General features: G+C 66.2%; 15 protein-coding genes. 5 read left to right on the forward strand and 10 right to left on the reverse strand.

Going from position 1 to position 15030, the window contains the following annotated elements:
- The first annotated feature begins 22 nt into the window (after nucleotides 1-22).
- Nucleotides 23-2101 (forward strand): TonB-dependent receptor family protein, encoded by a 2079-nt coding sequence (locus AC6H0R_RS01120; RefSeq protein WP_497579495.1) that lies wholly within the window; start codon nucleotides 23-25, stop codon nucleotides 2099-2101.
- Here the strand turns inward: AC6H0R_RS01120 and AC6H0R_RS01125 are convergent.
- The 10 genes from AC6H0R_RS01125 to AC6H0R_RS01170 all read right to left on the reverse strand — a co-directional run bounded on the left by AC6H0R_RS01125 (nucleotide 2089) and on the right by AC6H0R_RS01170 (nucleotide 10713).
- Nucleotides 2089-3330, reverse strand: coding sequence for a 6-phosphofructokinase (locus tag AC6H0R_RS01125; RefSeq protein WP_497579496.1), 1242 nt, complete (start codon nucleotides 3328-3330; stop codon nucleotides 2089-2091). The genes AC6H0R_RS01120 and AC6H0R_RS01125 overlap by 13 nt on opposite strands.
- 92 nt (nucleotides 3331-3422) lie before the next feature.
- Nucleotides 3423-4076, reverse strand: a complete 654-nt coding sequence (gene adk, locus AC6H0R_RS01130) for an adenylate kinase (protein WP_497579497.1) — start codon at nucleotides 4074-4076, stop codon at nucleotides 3423-3425.
- A 75-nt stretch (nucleotides 4077-4151) separates the two neighbouring features.
- Entirely contained in the window at nucleotides 4152-4919 is a 768-nt protein-coding gene (gene kdsB / locus AC6H0R_RS01135; RefSeq protein WP_497579498.1) for a 3-deoxy-manno-octulosonate cytidylyltransferase, read from the reverse strand.
- On the reverse strand, nucleotides 4916-5116 hold the full coding sequence (locus AC6H0R_RS01140) for a Trm112 family protein (protein ID WP_497579499.1): 201 nt from the start codon (nucleotides 5114-5116) through the stop codon (nucleotides 4916-4918). Before AC6H0R_RS01140 ends, kdsB begins: the two co-directional genes overlap by 4 nt.
- Nucleotides 5097-6107, reverse strand: coding sequence for a tetraacyldisaccharide 4'-kinase (gene lpxK / locus AC6H0R_RS01145; protein ID WP_497579500.1), 1011 nt, complete (start codon nucleotides 6105-6107; stop codon nucleotides 5097-5099). The genes AC6H0R_RS01140 and lpxK overlap by 20 nt, the downstream gene beginning before the upstream one ends.
- A gap of 25 nt (nucleotides 6108-6132) precedes the next feature.
- On the reverse strand, nucleotides 6133-6555 hold the full coding sequence (locus tag AC6H0R_RS01150; RefSeq protein WP_497579501.1) for an ExbD/TolR family protein: 423 nt from the start codon (nucleotides 6553-6555) through the stop codon (nucleotides 6133-6135).
- Nucleotides 6556-6566: 11 nt separating this feature from the next.
- Entirely contained in the window at nucleotides 6567-7175 is a 609-nt protein-coding gene (locus tag AC6H0R_RS01155; RefSeq protein WP_497579502.1) for a MotA/TolQ/ExbB proton channel family protein, read from the reverse strand.
- A gap of 70 nt (nucleotides 7176-7245) precedes the next feature.
- Nucleotides 7246-9258 (reverse strand): TRAP transporter permease, encoded by a 2013-nt coding sequence (locus AC6H0R_RS01160; RefSeq protein ID WP_497579503.1) that lies wholly within the window; start codon nucleotides 9256-9258, stop codon nucleotides 7246-7248.
- Nucleotides 9255-9662, reverse strand: coding sequence for a DUF1850 domain-containing protein (locus AC6H0R_RS01165; protein ID WP_497579504.1), 408 nt, complete (start codon nucleotides 9660-9662; stop codon nucleotides 9255-9257). Before AC6H0R_RS01165 ends, AC6H0R_RS01160 begins: the two co-directional genes overlap by 4 nt.
- Before the next feature lie 94 nt (nucleotides 9663-9756).
- Nucleotides 9757-10713: a TAXI family TRAP transporter solute-binding subunit gene (locus tag AC6H0R_RS01170; RefSeq protein ID WP_497579505.1), complete on the reverse strand. Its 957-nt coding sequence runs from the start codon at nucleotides 10711-10713 to the stop codon at nucleotides 9757-9759.
- Between the two features lie 370 nt (nucleotides 10714-11083).
- On the opposite strand from AC6H0R_RS01170, the gene xseA reads away from it, so the two are divergent.
- The 4 genes from xseA to tal all read left to right on the forward strand — a co-directional run bounded on the left by xseA (nucleotide 11084) and on the right by tal (nucleotide 15027).
- Entirely contained in the window at nucleotides 11084-12463 is a 1380-nt protein-coding gene (gene xseA / locus AC6H0R_RS01175; protein WP_497579506.1) for an exodeoxyribonuclease VII large subunit, read from the forward strand.
- A gap of 73 nt (nucleotides 12464-12536) precedes the next feature.
- Nucleotides 12537-13124 (forward strand): superoxide dismutase, encoded by a 588-nt coding sequence (locus AC6H0R_RS01180; protein ID WP_497579507.1) that lies wholly within the window; start codon nucleotides 12537-12539, stop codon nucleotides 13122-13124.
- A gap of 53 nt (nucleotides 13125-13177) precedes the next feature.
- Nucleotides 13178-13954 carry a pseudouridine synthase gene (locus tag AC6H0R_RS01185; RefSeq protein ID WP_497579508.1) on the forward strand — a complete coding sequence of 259 codons (777 nt, stop codon included), beginning with the start codon at nucleotides 13178-13180 and terminating at the stop codon, nucleotides 13952-13954.
- Nucleotides 13951-15027, forward strand: coding sequence for a transaldolase (gene tal / locus AC6H0R_RS01190; protein ID WP_497579509.1), 1077 nt, complete (start codon nucleotides 13951-13953; stop codon nucleotides 15025-15027). Before AC6H0R_RS01185 ends, tal begins: the two co-directional genes overlap by 4 nt.
- Nucleotides 15028-15030: the final 3 nt, after the last annotated feature.

Below are 15030 nucleotides of genomic sequence, written 5' to 3' on the forward strand. Positions count from 1 at the left end.
CAAAGCCATGAACCGCCGCCCCATGCCCCACCACAGAACCCTTCTGCTCCCCGCCCTGCTGGTCTGCCATACGGCGCTGGCTGATGAGGCCCGGCTGCCCGAGGTCGTCGTCACCGGCACCGCGAGTGAGCAGGACCGCTTCGACACACCACTGGCCATTGACCGCATCGACGTGCAGCCCGCGCTGCGCAACCGGCCCGGTATCGATGCCTCCGAGCTGCTGTCCGGCATTCCCGGCGTGCACGTCGCCAACCGCCACAACTATGCGCAGGACCTGCAGCTTTCCATCCGCGGCTTCGGCGCACGCTCGGCCTTCGGCGTGCGCGGCGTGCGGCTGGTGGCCGACGGCGTCCCGGCAGGTACACCGGACGGCCAGGGCCAGCTCGCCACCTTCGATCTGGACAGCGCCGAGCGCATCGAGGTGCTGCGCGGCCCGTTCGCGACGCTGTACGGCAACCATTCGGGCGGCGTGGTGCAACTGTTTTCCGCCCCCGGCGACGGCTCGCCCTCACTTGGCGGCGGTTTCACGGCCGGCAGCTGGGGCACCACGCGTTCACGCGTCCGCAGCGACGGCGAGCGCGACGGTTTTGCCTGGCGCGCCAACGCCGCGCGCTTCAAGTCCGACGGTTTCCGCCGCTACAGTGCGGTACGGCGCGACCAGAGTTTCGCCCGACTGGACTTCAGCGCCACGCCCGACCGGCGCATCACGCTGCTCGCCAGCCACCTCGACCAGCCCTTCACCGAAGACCCGCAGGGCCTGAACTGGAACACCTTCCGGCGCGACCCGCGGGCGGTCGAAGACCCGGCGCGCGACTTCCGCACACGCAAGACCATCAAACACACCCAGGTCAGCCTGCGCTTCGAGCAGGATTTCGGCCCTGACCGCCTGACGCTGCAGGGCTGGACCGGGCGGCGCGCCGTGGTGCAGTTCCTGTCGATCCCGATCGCCGCGCAGGCGGCTGAGGGCAGCGCCGGTGGCGTGGTGGATTTCGACCGCGATTTCCACGGCTTGGGCGCGCGCTGGAGCCGCGTCTCGGACCTCGCAGGCGGCACGCTGACGGTTTCGACCGGGCTGGATGTGGAGCGCTCAGTAGATGAACGACGCGGCTACGAGAACTTCGTCGGCGGCACGACGGGCGTGCGCGGCGCACTGCGGCGCGACGAGCGCAACCTCGTCACCTCGACCGCGCCCTATGTGCAGGCGGTGTGGGAGCGCGGCGACTGGCAGTGGTCAGCCGGCCTGCGCCACAGCACGGTGAAGTTCCGCGTCGAGGACGACTACCTCATCGGCGCCAATGGCGACGATTCGGGCAGCGTCACCTACCGCCGCGCCACGCCGGCCGCCGCCCTGCTGTGGAAGGCTCATCCCGCGCTCAATCTGTATGCCAGCCTCGGCACCGGCTTCGAGACGCCAACGCTCGGTGAGCTGTCGTACTCCGGTGCCGGCGGCGGTTTCAACTTCGAGTTGCGCCCGGCCACCAGCCGGCAGTTCGAGCTCGGCGCCAAGGCCTTTGTCGGCGCGGCCACACGTGTGAACGCGGCGCTGTTCGCAGTGCGCACGAAGAACGAGATCGTCGTTGCGCAATCCTCGGGCGGGCGCACCAACTACGCCAACGCCGCGCGCACGCGCCGCCACGGGCTGGAACTGGCGCTGGAGTCCGAACTCACGCCCACGCTGATGCTGCGCGGCGCGCTGACCTGGATGGAGGCCGAATATGCGTCCGGTTTCACGGGCAGCGGCGGAACCGTAGCAGCCGGCAATCGCCTGCCCGGCGTGCCGCGCCTGAGCGCCTCGGCGGAACTGGCCTGGCAGGCGATGCGTGGCGTCACACTGTCGGCCGAGGCGCTGCATCGCGGCGACATGACGGTCAATGACGGCAACACCGCCCGTCGTGCCCCGGCTCACACACTGCTCAACCTCGCGCTGGCCGCCGAGCAGCGGCGCGGGCCGTGGATGTTCGAGCAGCTGCTACGGCTCGACAACGTCTTCGACCGCGAATACGTGTCGTCGGTGATCGTCGGCCAGGCGCAGGGGCGCTTCTACGAGCCCGGCCCGACACGCAGCTGGTTTGCCGGCGTGAGCCTGCGCTACGGCTTCTGAAGTTTCGGCGCGACCAGCGGCAGATCAAAGCCACTCCAGTCCGGCACGCCGCCCTCGAATGCAACCGGCACTTCACCCCCGACCAGCGGACGCAGGTAGTCCAGCGCCGCCGGCGTGACGTGCAGGCCGTCTTCGCGGATGAACGGCGCCGGCACCAGGCGCTCGCGGTTGCCGACGGCATCCGCCGGCACCGGAACGATGTCCCAGCGGTACGGCGCATCGGACAGACGCCGGATGGCCGGCATCATGCCGTCCTGCCCGGCCAGCGCATATTCCACCGCGGCCGCGCCGACCGCACGAGCCTGCGCCGCATCGGTGGCCGACACCAGATGGCCGGCCGCGCGCTGCAGGTAATCGGGAATCGCCCAATGGTGCTTGTAGCCGAACTCGGCACTGATCAGCCGGGCGATGGTCTGCCCCGCGCCACCCAGTTGCACATAGCCCTTGGCATCGACGTTCTGCTCCATCACACGCGTGCCGTCGGCCCACGACACGCCTTCGGACACGGTCACCGCGCAGTAGCCGATGCGCGCCACCGTGCGTTCGACCTCAGCGAGGAAGCGGGCACGGTCCACCGGCACCTCGGGCAGCAAGATGATGTGCGGCGGATCGTCCTCGTTGCGCCGCGCCAGCGCCGTGGCCGCTGCCAGCCAGCCGGCGTTGCGGCCCATGACTTCCAGCACGAAGGCGCGGCCGATGCGGCTGGCCATCGCGCGCAGATCCATGCCGGCTTCGAGCATCGAGGTGGCGACGTACTTGGCGGCCGAACCAAAGCCCGGGCAGCAGTCCGTGGCCTCGATATCGTTGTCGACCGTCTTCGGCACACCGACGGTGACCAGCGGAAAGCCGCGCCGCCTCGCCTCGCGCGCAATCTGCGCGACGGTGTGCATGGAGCCGTTGCCGCCGTTGTAGAGCAGCCAGCCGATGTCATGCGCGGCCAGTACCGCGAACAAGCGGTCATAGGGGGCGACATCATCCTGCGGCTCGGGCAGGTCGAAGCGGCAGGAGCCGAAGGCACCGCCCGGAGTACGGGCGAGGCGCTCGACCTCGTCGGCGGAAAGACCCGAGGTGTCGAACAGCGCTTCGTCCAGCACCCCGACCAGGCCGTGCCGCCCGGCCAGCACCCGCCCGACCTGCCCGCTCGCACGCGCGGCCTCGATGACGCCGGCGGCACTCGCGTTGATGACGGCGGTGACACCGCCGGACTGGGCGTACAGCAAATTCTTCATCGCATCGCCATCAAGAAAACGGCAGGGCTGAAGCGCCCTGCCGATTGGAACCTGCACCGCTTGCGGGTCGGGTCACAACCCGCGAAAGCGCCTTACTTCAACGCATCCATTGCGCGCCGCGTGATCTCGTCGACCGCACCAACGCCGGCGATCTTGCGCACTTTCGGCGCCGCGGCATCGCCCGAGGCTGCCCACTGGCTGTAATACTCGACCAGCGGCTTGGTCTGGGCGTGATAGACCTCAAGGCGCTTCTTGACCGTCTCTTCACGGTCGTCGTCGCGCTGGATCAGGTCTTCGCCGGTGACGTCGTCCTTGCCGGCCACTTTCGGCGGGTTGTACTTGACGTGGTAGGTGCGGCCCGAGGCCGGGTGCACGCGGCGACCGCTCATGCGCTCGACGATCTCGGAATCATCCACCTCGATCACCAACACGAAGTCGAGCGCGACCTTGGCGTCCTTCATCGCGTCGGCCTGCGGGAGGGTGCGCGGGAAGCCGTCGAACATGTAGCCGTTGGAGCAATCGTTGTGCATGAGGCGATCCTGGACCAGTCCGATGATGATGTCGTCCGACACCAGACCACCCGAATCCATGACCTTCTTGGCTTCGATGCCGAGCGGTGTGCCATCGCGCACGGCGGCGCGCAGCATGTCCCCGGTGGAAATCTGCGGAATGCCGAAGCGCTCCTTGATAAAGCTGGCCTGCGTGCCTTTGCCGGCGCCCGGCGGTCCGAGAAGAATCAGTCGCATACAACCTCCCTGTTGCGCGGTCCGCCTCTTGCGGCCGCGTTGTATTGCCGCCAGCCGCTCAAGGCGACCACCGGTTCATTGTTCCTGTGCGAAAACGGCGCGTACGCGTGCCAGATCTTCGGGGGTATCCACCCCGGCGGCCGGGGCCTCGTCGACCACGCGCACCGCGATGCGATGGCCATGCCACATCGCCCGCAGCTGCTCCAGCGCTTCCCACTGCTCCAGCGGCGAAGGCGCGAGCCGGGTATAGCGCTTCAGAAAGCCGGCGCGGTAGGCATAGATGCCGACGTGACGCAGCACCGGCAAGCCGGCCGGCAGCGCGGCCCGGCTCTGCGCAAGATCATCGCGCGCCCACGGAATCGGAGCCCGCGAAAAATACATCGCGTGGCCGCGCGCGTCGCACACCACCTTGACCACATTCGGGTTGAAGAAGCTCTCGGCGTCGTGGATGGCGTGCGCCGCGGTCGAGATCGAGGCTTCCGGATCGTCCGCCAGCGCTTCGGCCACCAGACGGATCAAGGCCACATCGATCAGCGGTTCGTCACCCTGCACGTTGACGATGATCTCGTCGTCTCCCCAGCCGCGCGCATCGACCACTTCGGCCAGCCGGTCAGTGCCGCTGGGATGGTCGGCTCGTGTCATCAGCGCCTGACCACCGGCCGCCTGCACGCTGGCGAGCACCTGCTCGTCGTCGGTGGCCACCAATACCTCGGCTGCACCGGAGGCGATGCCGCGCTCCATCACGCGCACGATCATGGGCTTTCCGCAGATGTCGGCAAGCGGCTTGCCGGGCAGGCGTGTCGAAGCGAAACGCGCCGGAATCACGACGCGAAAATGCGTCATGCGCCGCGCTTCCGCACCGCCTCGACTTCCTCGGCGGTCATGGCACGGGCTTCGTCCTCGAGCATCACGGGGATGCCGTCACGGATCGGGAAGGCCAGACGGTCGGCCTTGCACACTAATTCCTGCTCCTCGCGCAGGTTGTCGAGCGGCCCCTTGCACAGCGGGCAGACGAGGATGTCAAGCAGGCGGGATTCCATGCGTCAGCTTCTCCACGATGCGTTGCGACGCGGTCGCGTCGATGCTTGCAACCACCGGCAAAACCCACGTGTCCGATGGCGCGAATGCCGCGCATTTTACCGCATCCTTGGCAGTGAGGATTTTCGGCGCCACCTCATCGAACACGAGGTCTGCCGGCGAATAAGCGTGGTGGTCGGGAAACGCATGCGGGATGACCTCCAGCCCGGCGGCCGCGAGCTGTTCGAAGAAGCGCTGAGGGCGTCCGATCCCGGCCACGGCATGCACACGCTGGCCGGCAAACGTGGTCAGCGGACGGCATTCAGAACCATCAATGCGCTCCAGCGTTTCCCCGCTGAGCCGCATCGACGCGACAGGGACATTGCCCGCCGCAGAACGCAGGCGGGCCGAAAGCGCACCGTGGGCCAGCACCAGATCGGCCTGCGCGAGGCGGCCCAGGCCTTCACGCAGCGGCCCGGCCGGCAAAGGCAGGCGATTGCCCATGACCTGCTCGTCGACCACGACGATCTCGACATCACGCGCCAGCGCGTAATGCTGCAGGCCGTCATCGGAAATCAGCACATCCACGTCCGGATGCGCCGCCAGCAAGGCACGCCCGGCCGCCGGACGATCCCGTCCGACCGCCAGCGGGCAGCCGGTCAGGCGCGCCAGCAACACGGGTTCATCACCAAAACGCGTCGCCGCGCCATCAGCCGGTACCAGTGCCACTGATTCGACCGTGCCGCCATAGCCACGGCTGATGATGCCCGGATGAAATCCCGCTTCACGCAGCTGCTCTGCCAGCCAGACCGCCACCGGCGTCTTGCCGCTGCCGCCGACCGCGATATTGCCGACGACGATGACCGGTACCGGCAGCCGCTCGACGCGCAGCATACCGACGCGGTACATCGCGCGACGCAGCGCGGCAAGCAGCATGAAAATCAGGGAGAGCGGCACAAGCAGCAGCGCAACGCCACCGCTACAACTCCAATAAGGCGGGCGCTGGGCGCTCATGTCGACAGCAGAGATGCGCGCGGCCTCACTGCTCCGGCGTCTGGATCGCGAAGGTAATCTGCGGCAAGCCGGCGCGCTGCGCAGCCTGCATCACGTCGATCACGCTCTGGTGCGTGGCGCGGGCGTCCGCACTGATGACGACGATGGGATTTGCGTCTTCGGCCGGCACGGCCTGGCCCAGCGCCTTGGCAATCGACACCACGTCGCGCGCACCGACGGCGCGGCCGTTGACGAGGATGTCACCATCCGGCGTGACCGCCACGGAGATTTCCTTGGGCTGGATCTCGGCGGGCTCGCCGTCGCCGGTTGGCAGGTTGATCTGCAAGCCGGAGACGCGCGTGAAGGTGGTGGTCAGCATCAGGAAAATGATGATCACCAGCACCACGTCAATCAGCGGAATCAGGCTGACCTCGGGTTGCTCGTGCTGGACGCCGCGCTGGAAGTTCATGCCGGGCTCCGTCAGCGCGCCCGCTCGCCGTGCACCACTTCGACCAGACGGATGGCCTGCTGCTCCATGTCGATCACGAAGGTATCGACCAATGCACGGAAGTGACGCCAGAAAATGGTCGCCGGAATGGCGATGATGAGGCCGAAGCCGGTGGTATTGAGCGCGATCGAGATGCCCTGCGCGAGCTGCTGCGGATTGGCGCCGCCAGCCCCCTGCGAGGCAAAGATGTCGATCATGCCGATGATGGTGCCGAACAGTCCGAGCAGCGGACTGACCGCGGCGATGGTGCCCAGCGTGGTCATGTAGCGGCCCAGATCGTGGGCCACGGCGCGACCCGTTTCCTCAATGGCCTCCTTCATGATCTCGCGCGAGCTGTTGACGTTGCGCAGGCCGGCGGCCAGCACGCGGCCCAGCGGCGAATGCGCCGCCACACGGTCGGCCATGCCGGGGCTGGCGCCGTTGCGGGCGAGGTCGTCGAGCACCTTTTCGAGCAGGTCGGGCGGCACCACCTTCACGCGACGCAAGGTGATGGAGCGCTCGATGATCAACGCCACGGCGATGATGGACGTGAACAACAGCGGCCAGATCGGCCAACCGGATGCCTCGATGATCGCGATCACGCGCGCATGCTCCCCAATCGGAAAGCGGCCACTCTAGCGCCCACACCCCCGAACGGCAAGGGTGCCGGCGTCATGTCGTAACCGGATGGCGACGCGACTGCCACCAGTTGAAGCCCAGCACCAGCACCATGCCGACAAAACCGGCGACTTCAACGGTGAAGCTGGGCCAGAAGATGGCGATCACGGCCGGCACGATGAGCAGGCGCGAAACGATATCCATGGGCCCGAACAGGTACCCCTCCAGCGCTGCGGCGAATGCTGCCAGTGCGGTAAAGGCGATGATCACGGTCCACAAGACGATCGGCCAGGGCCCGCCCATGATGAGTTCGGGGTTGAACACCATGAAGCACGGGATCAGGTACAGCCCCTTGGCAAACTTCCAGGCCTGCACGCTGGTGGCCATCGGTTTGCCACCGGCGATGGCCGCCCCGGCAAAGGCCGCCAGCGCCACCGGCGGGGTAACGTTGGAATCCTGCGAATACCAGAACACCACCAGGTGCGCGATCAGCAGCGGAATGCCGAACTCGGTGGTCAGCGCGGGCCCGACCAGCACGATCAGCACGATGTAGGCCGCCGTCACCGGCAAGCCCATGCCCAGGATCAGGCTGGCGATGATGACCATCAGCAGCGCCAGCACGATGTTGCCGCCCGAAAACGCCATCATCATCGACGAGAATTTCAAGCCCAGCCCGGTCAGTCCCACGACCCCGACGATGAGGCCAGCCACCGCGCAGGCCATGCTCACCGCCACCGCGTTGCGTGCGCCCAGCGACAATGCATGGATCAGGCCCTGCCCAGCCTTGACCACCAAGCCGCCGAGCATCGCGCCGCTGACCCTCTGCCCTTGCTTCGGCCCCTGCCAGAACGCCCAGGACAGATGTCGTATGGCGGCCACCACGGCCACCGACGTCACGGCGTAAAAGCCCACCCGCATCGGCGACGTATGCAAGGCCAGCAGATAGATCAGCACCGCAAGCGGAATCAGGTAGTACCAGCCCGAACGCATTACCTCACGCACCGTAGGCAGTTCGGATGCCGGCAGGCCCTTCATGCCCTGCTTGACCGCAATCAAATGCACGAACAGATAGACCGTGGCGAAGTACATGATGGCCGGCAGGATGCTGACCTTGACGATGTCGATGTAGGGCACGCGCGTGTATTCGGCCATCAGGAAGGCGCCGGCGCCCATCAGCGGCGGCATGATCTGCCCGCCGGTGCTGGCCGCGGCCTCCACGCCGCCCGCCTGTTCCCGGCTGTAGCCCAAACGTTTCATCAACGGAATGGTGAAGGCACCGGTGGTGACGACGTTGGCGATCGAACTACCCGAAATCGAGCCCATGCCGGCCGAGGCAATCACCGCCGCCTTGGCCGGGCCGCCGCGCTGGCGCCCGGTGGCCGCATAGGCCAGATCGATGAAGAATCGCCCGGCGCCAGTCACTTCCAGAAACGCCCCGAACAGCACGAAGACGAAGATGAAGGTTGCCGCGACGCCCAGCGGCAGACCGAACAGCCCCTCCTGCCCGAGGTAGAGCTGCCCGACCACACGATCAAAGGTGTAGCCGCGATGCGCCAGGATGCCCGGCAACCACTCGCCCAGCCAGGGCAGCTCGCCTCGCGGGCCGGCAAAGGCGTACAGCACGGCAATGATGCCGATCACGGTCAGCCCCAGACCGACGGCTCGGCGACTGGCCTCCAACACCGTGACGATGGCGATGCTGCCGACCACGATATCGGTGGTGTTCCAGAAACCGGCGCGGTTGATGATGTCGTCGAGATTGATGCTCAGATAGGCGCCGGTCAGCACGGCACAGCCGAAGAACACCACGTCGATGAGCGCACCAGCCACGCCCTTGAGCGACCATTCGCGCTGGCCGAACAACGGAAACATCAGAAAGGCCAGCATCATGATCGCAGCGATATGGATGCTGCGCTGGTAGAACAGACCCAACGTCTGGAAGCCGGCGGTGTAGAGCTGGAACAAGGACAGCGCGACCGCCACCAGCGTGATCAGCCACAGGATCGGGCGCGGCTGCGGCGGACCTCCGGCGAACTCCTTGACGGGCGACGGACGCTCTTCACTCATTGCTCTGACTCCAAGACGGCGGCCGGCCCGACCACCCTTAGTTCGATTCGCTCACCGGCGTGCGCAGCACTCAGCGAATGCACGCGCCCGTCGATTTCAATTCGGTGATTCACGGCCCGCGAGCCCACCCGCAAGGGCAGCCGGTTGCCCGCCAGCGGCTGGTCGATGCCGTCAATGATGTAGCCCCCGGCGCCGTCACTGCGCTGCACGCCGCGCCCCTCGATGTGACCGAGGCCGGCAGCGAAATCAGGCTGATGACTGTCGGTCAGCAGCAATTGCGGCGGACGCCAGACGAAACAGTCACGCACGGTAAAGCCCGCTACGGAATGATTCCACAACAGACACCAGCGCTGGTCCGGCTGCAGCGCAAATCGCTGCGCCACGACGCCCGCGGAATTCGCCACCTCAAGCAAGACGGGCCCCGCCTGAGCGAAGCCCGTCCAAGACAGCAGCCACAGGGCGCAGCACCGCTTGAGCACGCGCGGCGCCCGCCCGGGCTCAGGGCTTGAGGTTGTCCGGCACCTTGTGGCCGGCACCCTCGTAGTAGCGGATGGCGCCCGGATGCAGCGGAATCGGCGAAGAACCGAGGCTGAAGTCCACCGTGGTGTCATTGGCCGCCGGGTGGATGGCAATAAGATCCGCGGTGCGCTCGAAGATCAGCTTGGTAATGGCGTGCGCCACCTCATCGGACATCTCGGCGCTGACCACCAGCACGTTGGGGATACCGATGGTCGCCACGTCGCCGACCTTGTCATAGGTACCCTTGCGCAGCGTGTACGCAGCGAAGACCGGCTCGGCCTTGCGTGCGTTGGCGATCTCCTCGGCCGTCAGCGACAGCAGCTTGATGTCACGCGTTGCGGCAAGGTTGAGGATGGAGCTGGTCGGGGGACCCACGCTCCAGAAGCCGGCGTCGATCTGGCCATCGCGCAGCGCATCGGCGGTTTCGTTGAAGTTCAGGCGCTGCACCGTCATGTCTTCGTACTTGAGGCCATTGGCTTCAAGCAGTGCCTTGGCGTTGACCTCGGTACCACTACCCGGCGCACCCACCGAAACACGCTTTCCTTTCAGATCCTTCAGCGACTTGATGTCCGAGTCGCCCAGCGTGACGATCTGTACCGCGTTCGGATACACCGCCGCAATCGCCCGCACCGGCAGTTTGCGGCCGTCGAAACGGCCCGTGCCGTTGTAGGCCTGGTAGACCGTATCGGCCAGCGCAAAGGCGACGTCAGAGTCACGGCGCGCAATCAGGCCCATGTTCTCGACCGAGGCACCGGTCACTTCCGCAACCGCCTTGTAGCCCGGCATGTGCTTGTTGATCAGCTCCGCGATGCCGCCACCGAGCGGGTAATAGGTACCGCCCGTACCGCCCGTGGCGATGGACAGCTGACTTTGCGCTGCGGCGAGCGGCGCCATCAGCGCCAGCGCCGAAGCGCACAGAATGCGACCGATTTTCATTTTTGGTTCTCCTGTCTGCGGCGGACGCGGAGGCGTCCGGTGCGTTCTTTGTCTCCTCCCGTGGCCGCCAAGCCTGCCTGCAGGCTCAAGGTCACGCGGCAACCCTAGCATACGACGGCATGCATCAAATCCGTGATATCCGCAGATCATTTCGAGCGCGGTACGGGATATCCACAGAAGCTGTGGACAAGTGTGTGGAAGATTCGGGCACAAGAACAAAAACCCCGGTTCGATCAAGCCCTTGGCTGACTCGCCTCATCTTTGCGCAACAGAAAAAACACATTATTTTTCAGTGAGTTAAACAAATCCCATTGTTTTTCATGAACTTTCATCAAACGGCGTAACGGTTCGGGGCCGTTAGAATGGCGCCATGCACGACACACCCGAGCCACCCCCGGCAGACACTCCCATCAGCGTCAGCGCCCTCAATCGCCAGGCGCGCAGCCTGCTCGAACACGGCTTTCCGCTGCTGCGGGTCGTCGGCGAGGTCTCCAACCTCGCGCGTCCGACTTCCGGCCATCTGTACTTCACGCTGAAAGACGAAAACGCCCAGGTTCGCTGCACCATGTGGCGCAATCGTGCACAAGCACTGCCGTTCCGGCTCGACAACGGCATGCGCGTCGAGGCCCGTGCCAGCGTCACGTTGTACGAGCCGCGCGGGGACTTTCAGCTGGCCATCGACGGCCTGCGTGCCGACGGCACCGGGAACCTGTTCGAAACCTTCCTGAAGCTCAAGCTCAAGCTCGAAGCCGAGGGCCTGTTCGACGTCGCCCACAAACGGCCGCTGCCACGCTACCCGCGCTGCATCGGCGTAGTCACCTCGCCCGCCGCGGCCGCCTGGCAGGATGTGCTGGCCGCCCTCGTCCGCCGCGCCCCCGGCATCGAAATCGTGCTGTACCCGGCCCAGGTACAGGGCGACAGCGCCCCGACCCAGCTCGTTCAGGCCATCGAAACCGCCTCGCGCCGCGCCGCAAGTGACGGCATCGAAGCCTTGCTGGTCGTCCGTGGCGGCGGCAGCCTGGAAGACCTTTGGGCCTTCAATGACGAGGCCCTTGCGCGCGCCATACGCCGCTGCGCGATCCCCGTGGTCAGCGGCGTCGGGCACGAAACCGATTTCACGATTGCCGACTTTGCTGCCGATCTGCGTGCCCCCACCCCGACCGCCGCAGCCGAACTGGCCAGCGCCGGTTATCACGCGGCCGCAACCGAGCTGCAGTCGCTGCAGCGCAGCCTCATGCGTAGCCTGGAGCGGCAACTGGATACGGCAACGCAACGACTCGATCGGGCCGCACTGCGTCTGGTGCACCCGCAGGAGCGGCTGGCGCGCGCCGGTGAACACGTCGGGCGACTGGAGCAGGCGCTGAGACAAGGCGTTGTCCGGTGCATTGAACGCGAACGCGGCCGCGCCGAGACGCTCGACCAGCGTCTGCGCACAGCCCGCCCGCGCGTGGCCGATGCGGCCCTGTTGCAGCGACGCCTGGCCGAACGACTGCAGCTCGCGGCAAGCCGCATCACAAGCCCACGTCAGGAACGGCTGGACGCACTGGCCGCCCGCCTCGAAGCCCTCTCGCCGGCGGCAACTCTCGCGCGCGGCTTCAGCATCACACGCGACGCGGGCGGCGCGATCGTGCGCGACGCCGCAACCGTATCAGCGGGCGCGATACTGTCGATCGAAGTCGCACAGGGACGCATCGAGGCTGAAGTGCGTGCCGCCGAGCGCGGCAAAGCGCCGGACCCGGGATTGTCTTGACGCGGCTTTCCCTACTAGAATGGTCGGGTTTTCGCGCTGACGAAATCCCTCGCAAACCCATAAGGAGAGACTCATGGAACACACGCTTCCGCCCCTTCCGTACGCCAAGAACGCCCTGGCTCCGCACATCTCCGAAGAAACGCTGGAGTTTCACTACGGCAAGCATCACCAGGCCTACGTGACCAACCTCAACAACCTGGTCAAGGGCACGGAATACGAGAACCTCGACCTCGAAGCCATCGTCAAGAAGGCTCCGGCCGGCGGCGTCTACAACAACTCCGCGCAGATCTGGAACCACACCTTCTTCTGGCACAGCATGAAGCCGAACGGCGGCGGTGAAGCTTCCGGCGCGCTGGGCGACGCCATCAAGGCCAAGTGGGGCTCCTTCGAAGACTTCAAGAAGGCCTTTGCCGCTTCGGCCGTAGGCAACTTCGGCTCGGGCTGGACGTGGCTGGTGAAGAAGGCCGACGGTTCGGTCGACATCGTCAACATGGGCGCCGCCGGCACCCCGCTGACCACCGGCGACAAGGCCCTGCTCTGTATCGACGTGTGGGAGCACGCCTACTACATCGACTTCCGCAATCGTCGCCCGGACTTCGTCGCGACCTTCCTGAACCACCTCGCCAACTGGGACTTCGCTGCGCAGAACTTCGCCAGCTGATTTCCGGCGCACTCAGGACGAATGGCCCCGCAAGGGGCCATTTTCATTTGCCCATGCTCGATATCCTGTACCAGGACGATCTGCTCGTCGCCGTGCACAAGCCCTCCGGCCTGCTGGTGCACCGCTCCATGCTGGACCGCCACGAGACACGCTTTGCGCTGCAGATGGTGCGTGACCAGACCGGGCGCCACGTGTACGCCGCGCATCGTCTTGACAAGGGCACCTCGGGCGTACTGCTGTTCGCCTTCGAGCGCGAGGTCGCCGCAAGGCTCTCCACGGCCTTCGAGCAGCGCGAGGTCGACAAGCGCTATCTCGCGGTCGTACGCGGCCACCCGGCCGAGTCCGGCTGCATCGACCACGCCCTGGTACGCCGCGACGACGAAGCCGGTTCAACGCGCACAGACGGCCCGCTGCAGGCGGCCGTCACGCACTATCGCCGGCTCGAAACCTTTGAACTGCCGGTGTTCGTGGACCGCTACCCGAGCAGCCGCTACGCACTGCTCGAACTCGAGCCGCAGACCGGCCGCCGGCACCAGATCCGACGTCACCTCAAGCACATCGCCCACCCCATCATCGGCGACAGCACCTGGGGCAAGGGGCACCACAACCGCATGATCGCGCAGCGTTACGGCAGCGCACGCATGTTGCTGGCGTGCACAGCACTGTGTTTTGCACATCCGGTAACAAGCCGGCGCGTACACATCGAAGCCCCGCCAGCGGCGGACTTCATGCGTGTGCTGGAGGGCCTGCGCGCGGAAAGCCGTCTATCGGCTGTAACGGAATCGCGGCACAATGACAGCCCCATCTCTTGCACTCCCGACGATTCATGAACCCGCTGCTCCAGCTCAAGCAACACGGCCAGCAGGCCTGGCTCGACAATCTTTCGCGCACGCTGCTCAATGATGGCCATCTCGAACGGCTGGTGATGGACGACGGCATTTCCGGCGTCACCACCAACCCGGCGATCTTCCACAAGGCCATCGCGGACGGACGCTACTACGAGGACGACCTCGCGCGGCTACGCGAACAGCCGCTGACCGCCGAAGAGCGTTACGAACAACTGGTGATCCCCGATGTGCAGCGCGCGTGTGACCTGCTGCTGCCGACCTGGCGCGAGAGCCACGCCGACGCCGGCTATGTCAGCCTGGAGGTGTCGCCCACACTGGCGCATGACGCTGCAGGCACGCTGGCGGCCGGGGAGCGCCTGCACGCCGCCGTGGCACGCCCCAACCTGCTGATCAAGGTGCCTGCCACGCAATCGGGCATTGAAGCCATCGAAAACCTCATCGCGCGCGGCATCAGCGTCAACGTCACGCTGATGTTCTCGCTCGATCATGTCGATGAAGTCGCGGCGGCCTATGAGCGCGGTATCCGCCGCTGGATCGCGGTGGGAGGCGACCCACGCATCGTGATGTCGGTGGCCAGCCTGTTCCTGTCGCGCGTCGATTCGCGCGTGGACAAGCGACTGGAGATTCTCGGTGGCGAGGCCCTGGCCCTGCGCGGCCGAACGGCGGTGTCCATCGCCAAACTCGCCTACCAAAGCTATCGCGAGCGCTTTTACGGAGCCGGCTTTGCCGACTGCGCAACACACGGCGCCCGCCCTCAGTACATGCTGTGGGCCAGCACCGGCACCAAGAACCCGGAATACAGCGACCTGCTGTATGTCGAGCCGCTGATCGGCCCTGAAACAGTCAACACGCTGCCCGATGCGACGCTGAGCGCGCTGCGCGATCATGGTCGCGTAGCAAACACGCTCGAACAGGGCGTGGACGAAGCCGAGGCCTGCCTGCGTGCCCTGTCGGCGCAGGGCATTGATCTGAGCGCGGTCGGTGAGGAGTTGCAGGAGGAAGGCCTGCGACAGTTCGACGTTGCCTTTGCCGAACTGCTCAAACTGACTGCCTGAGCA

This window comes from Pseudazoarcus sp. NS36 (genome assembly GCF_059703705.1).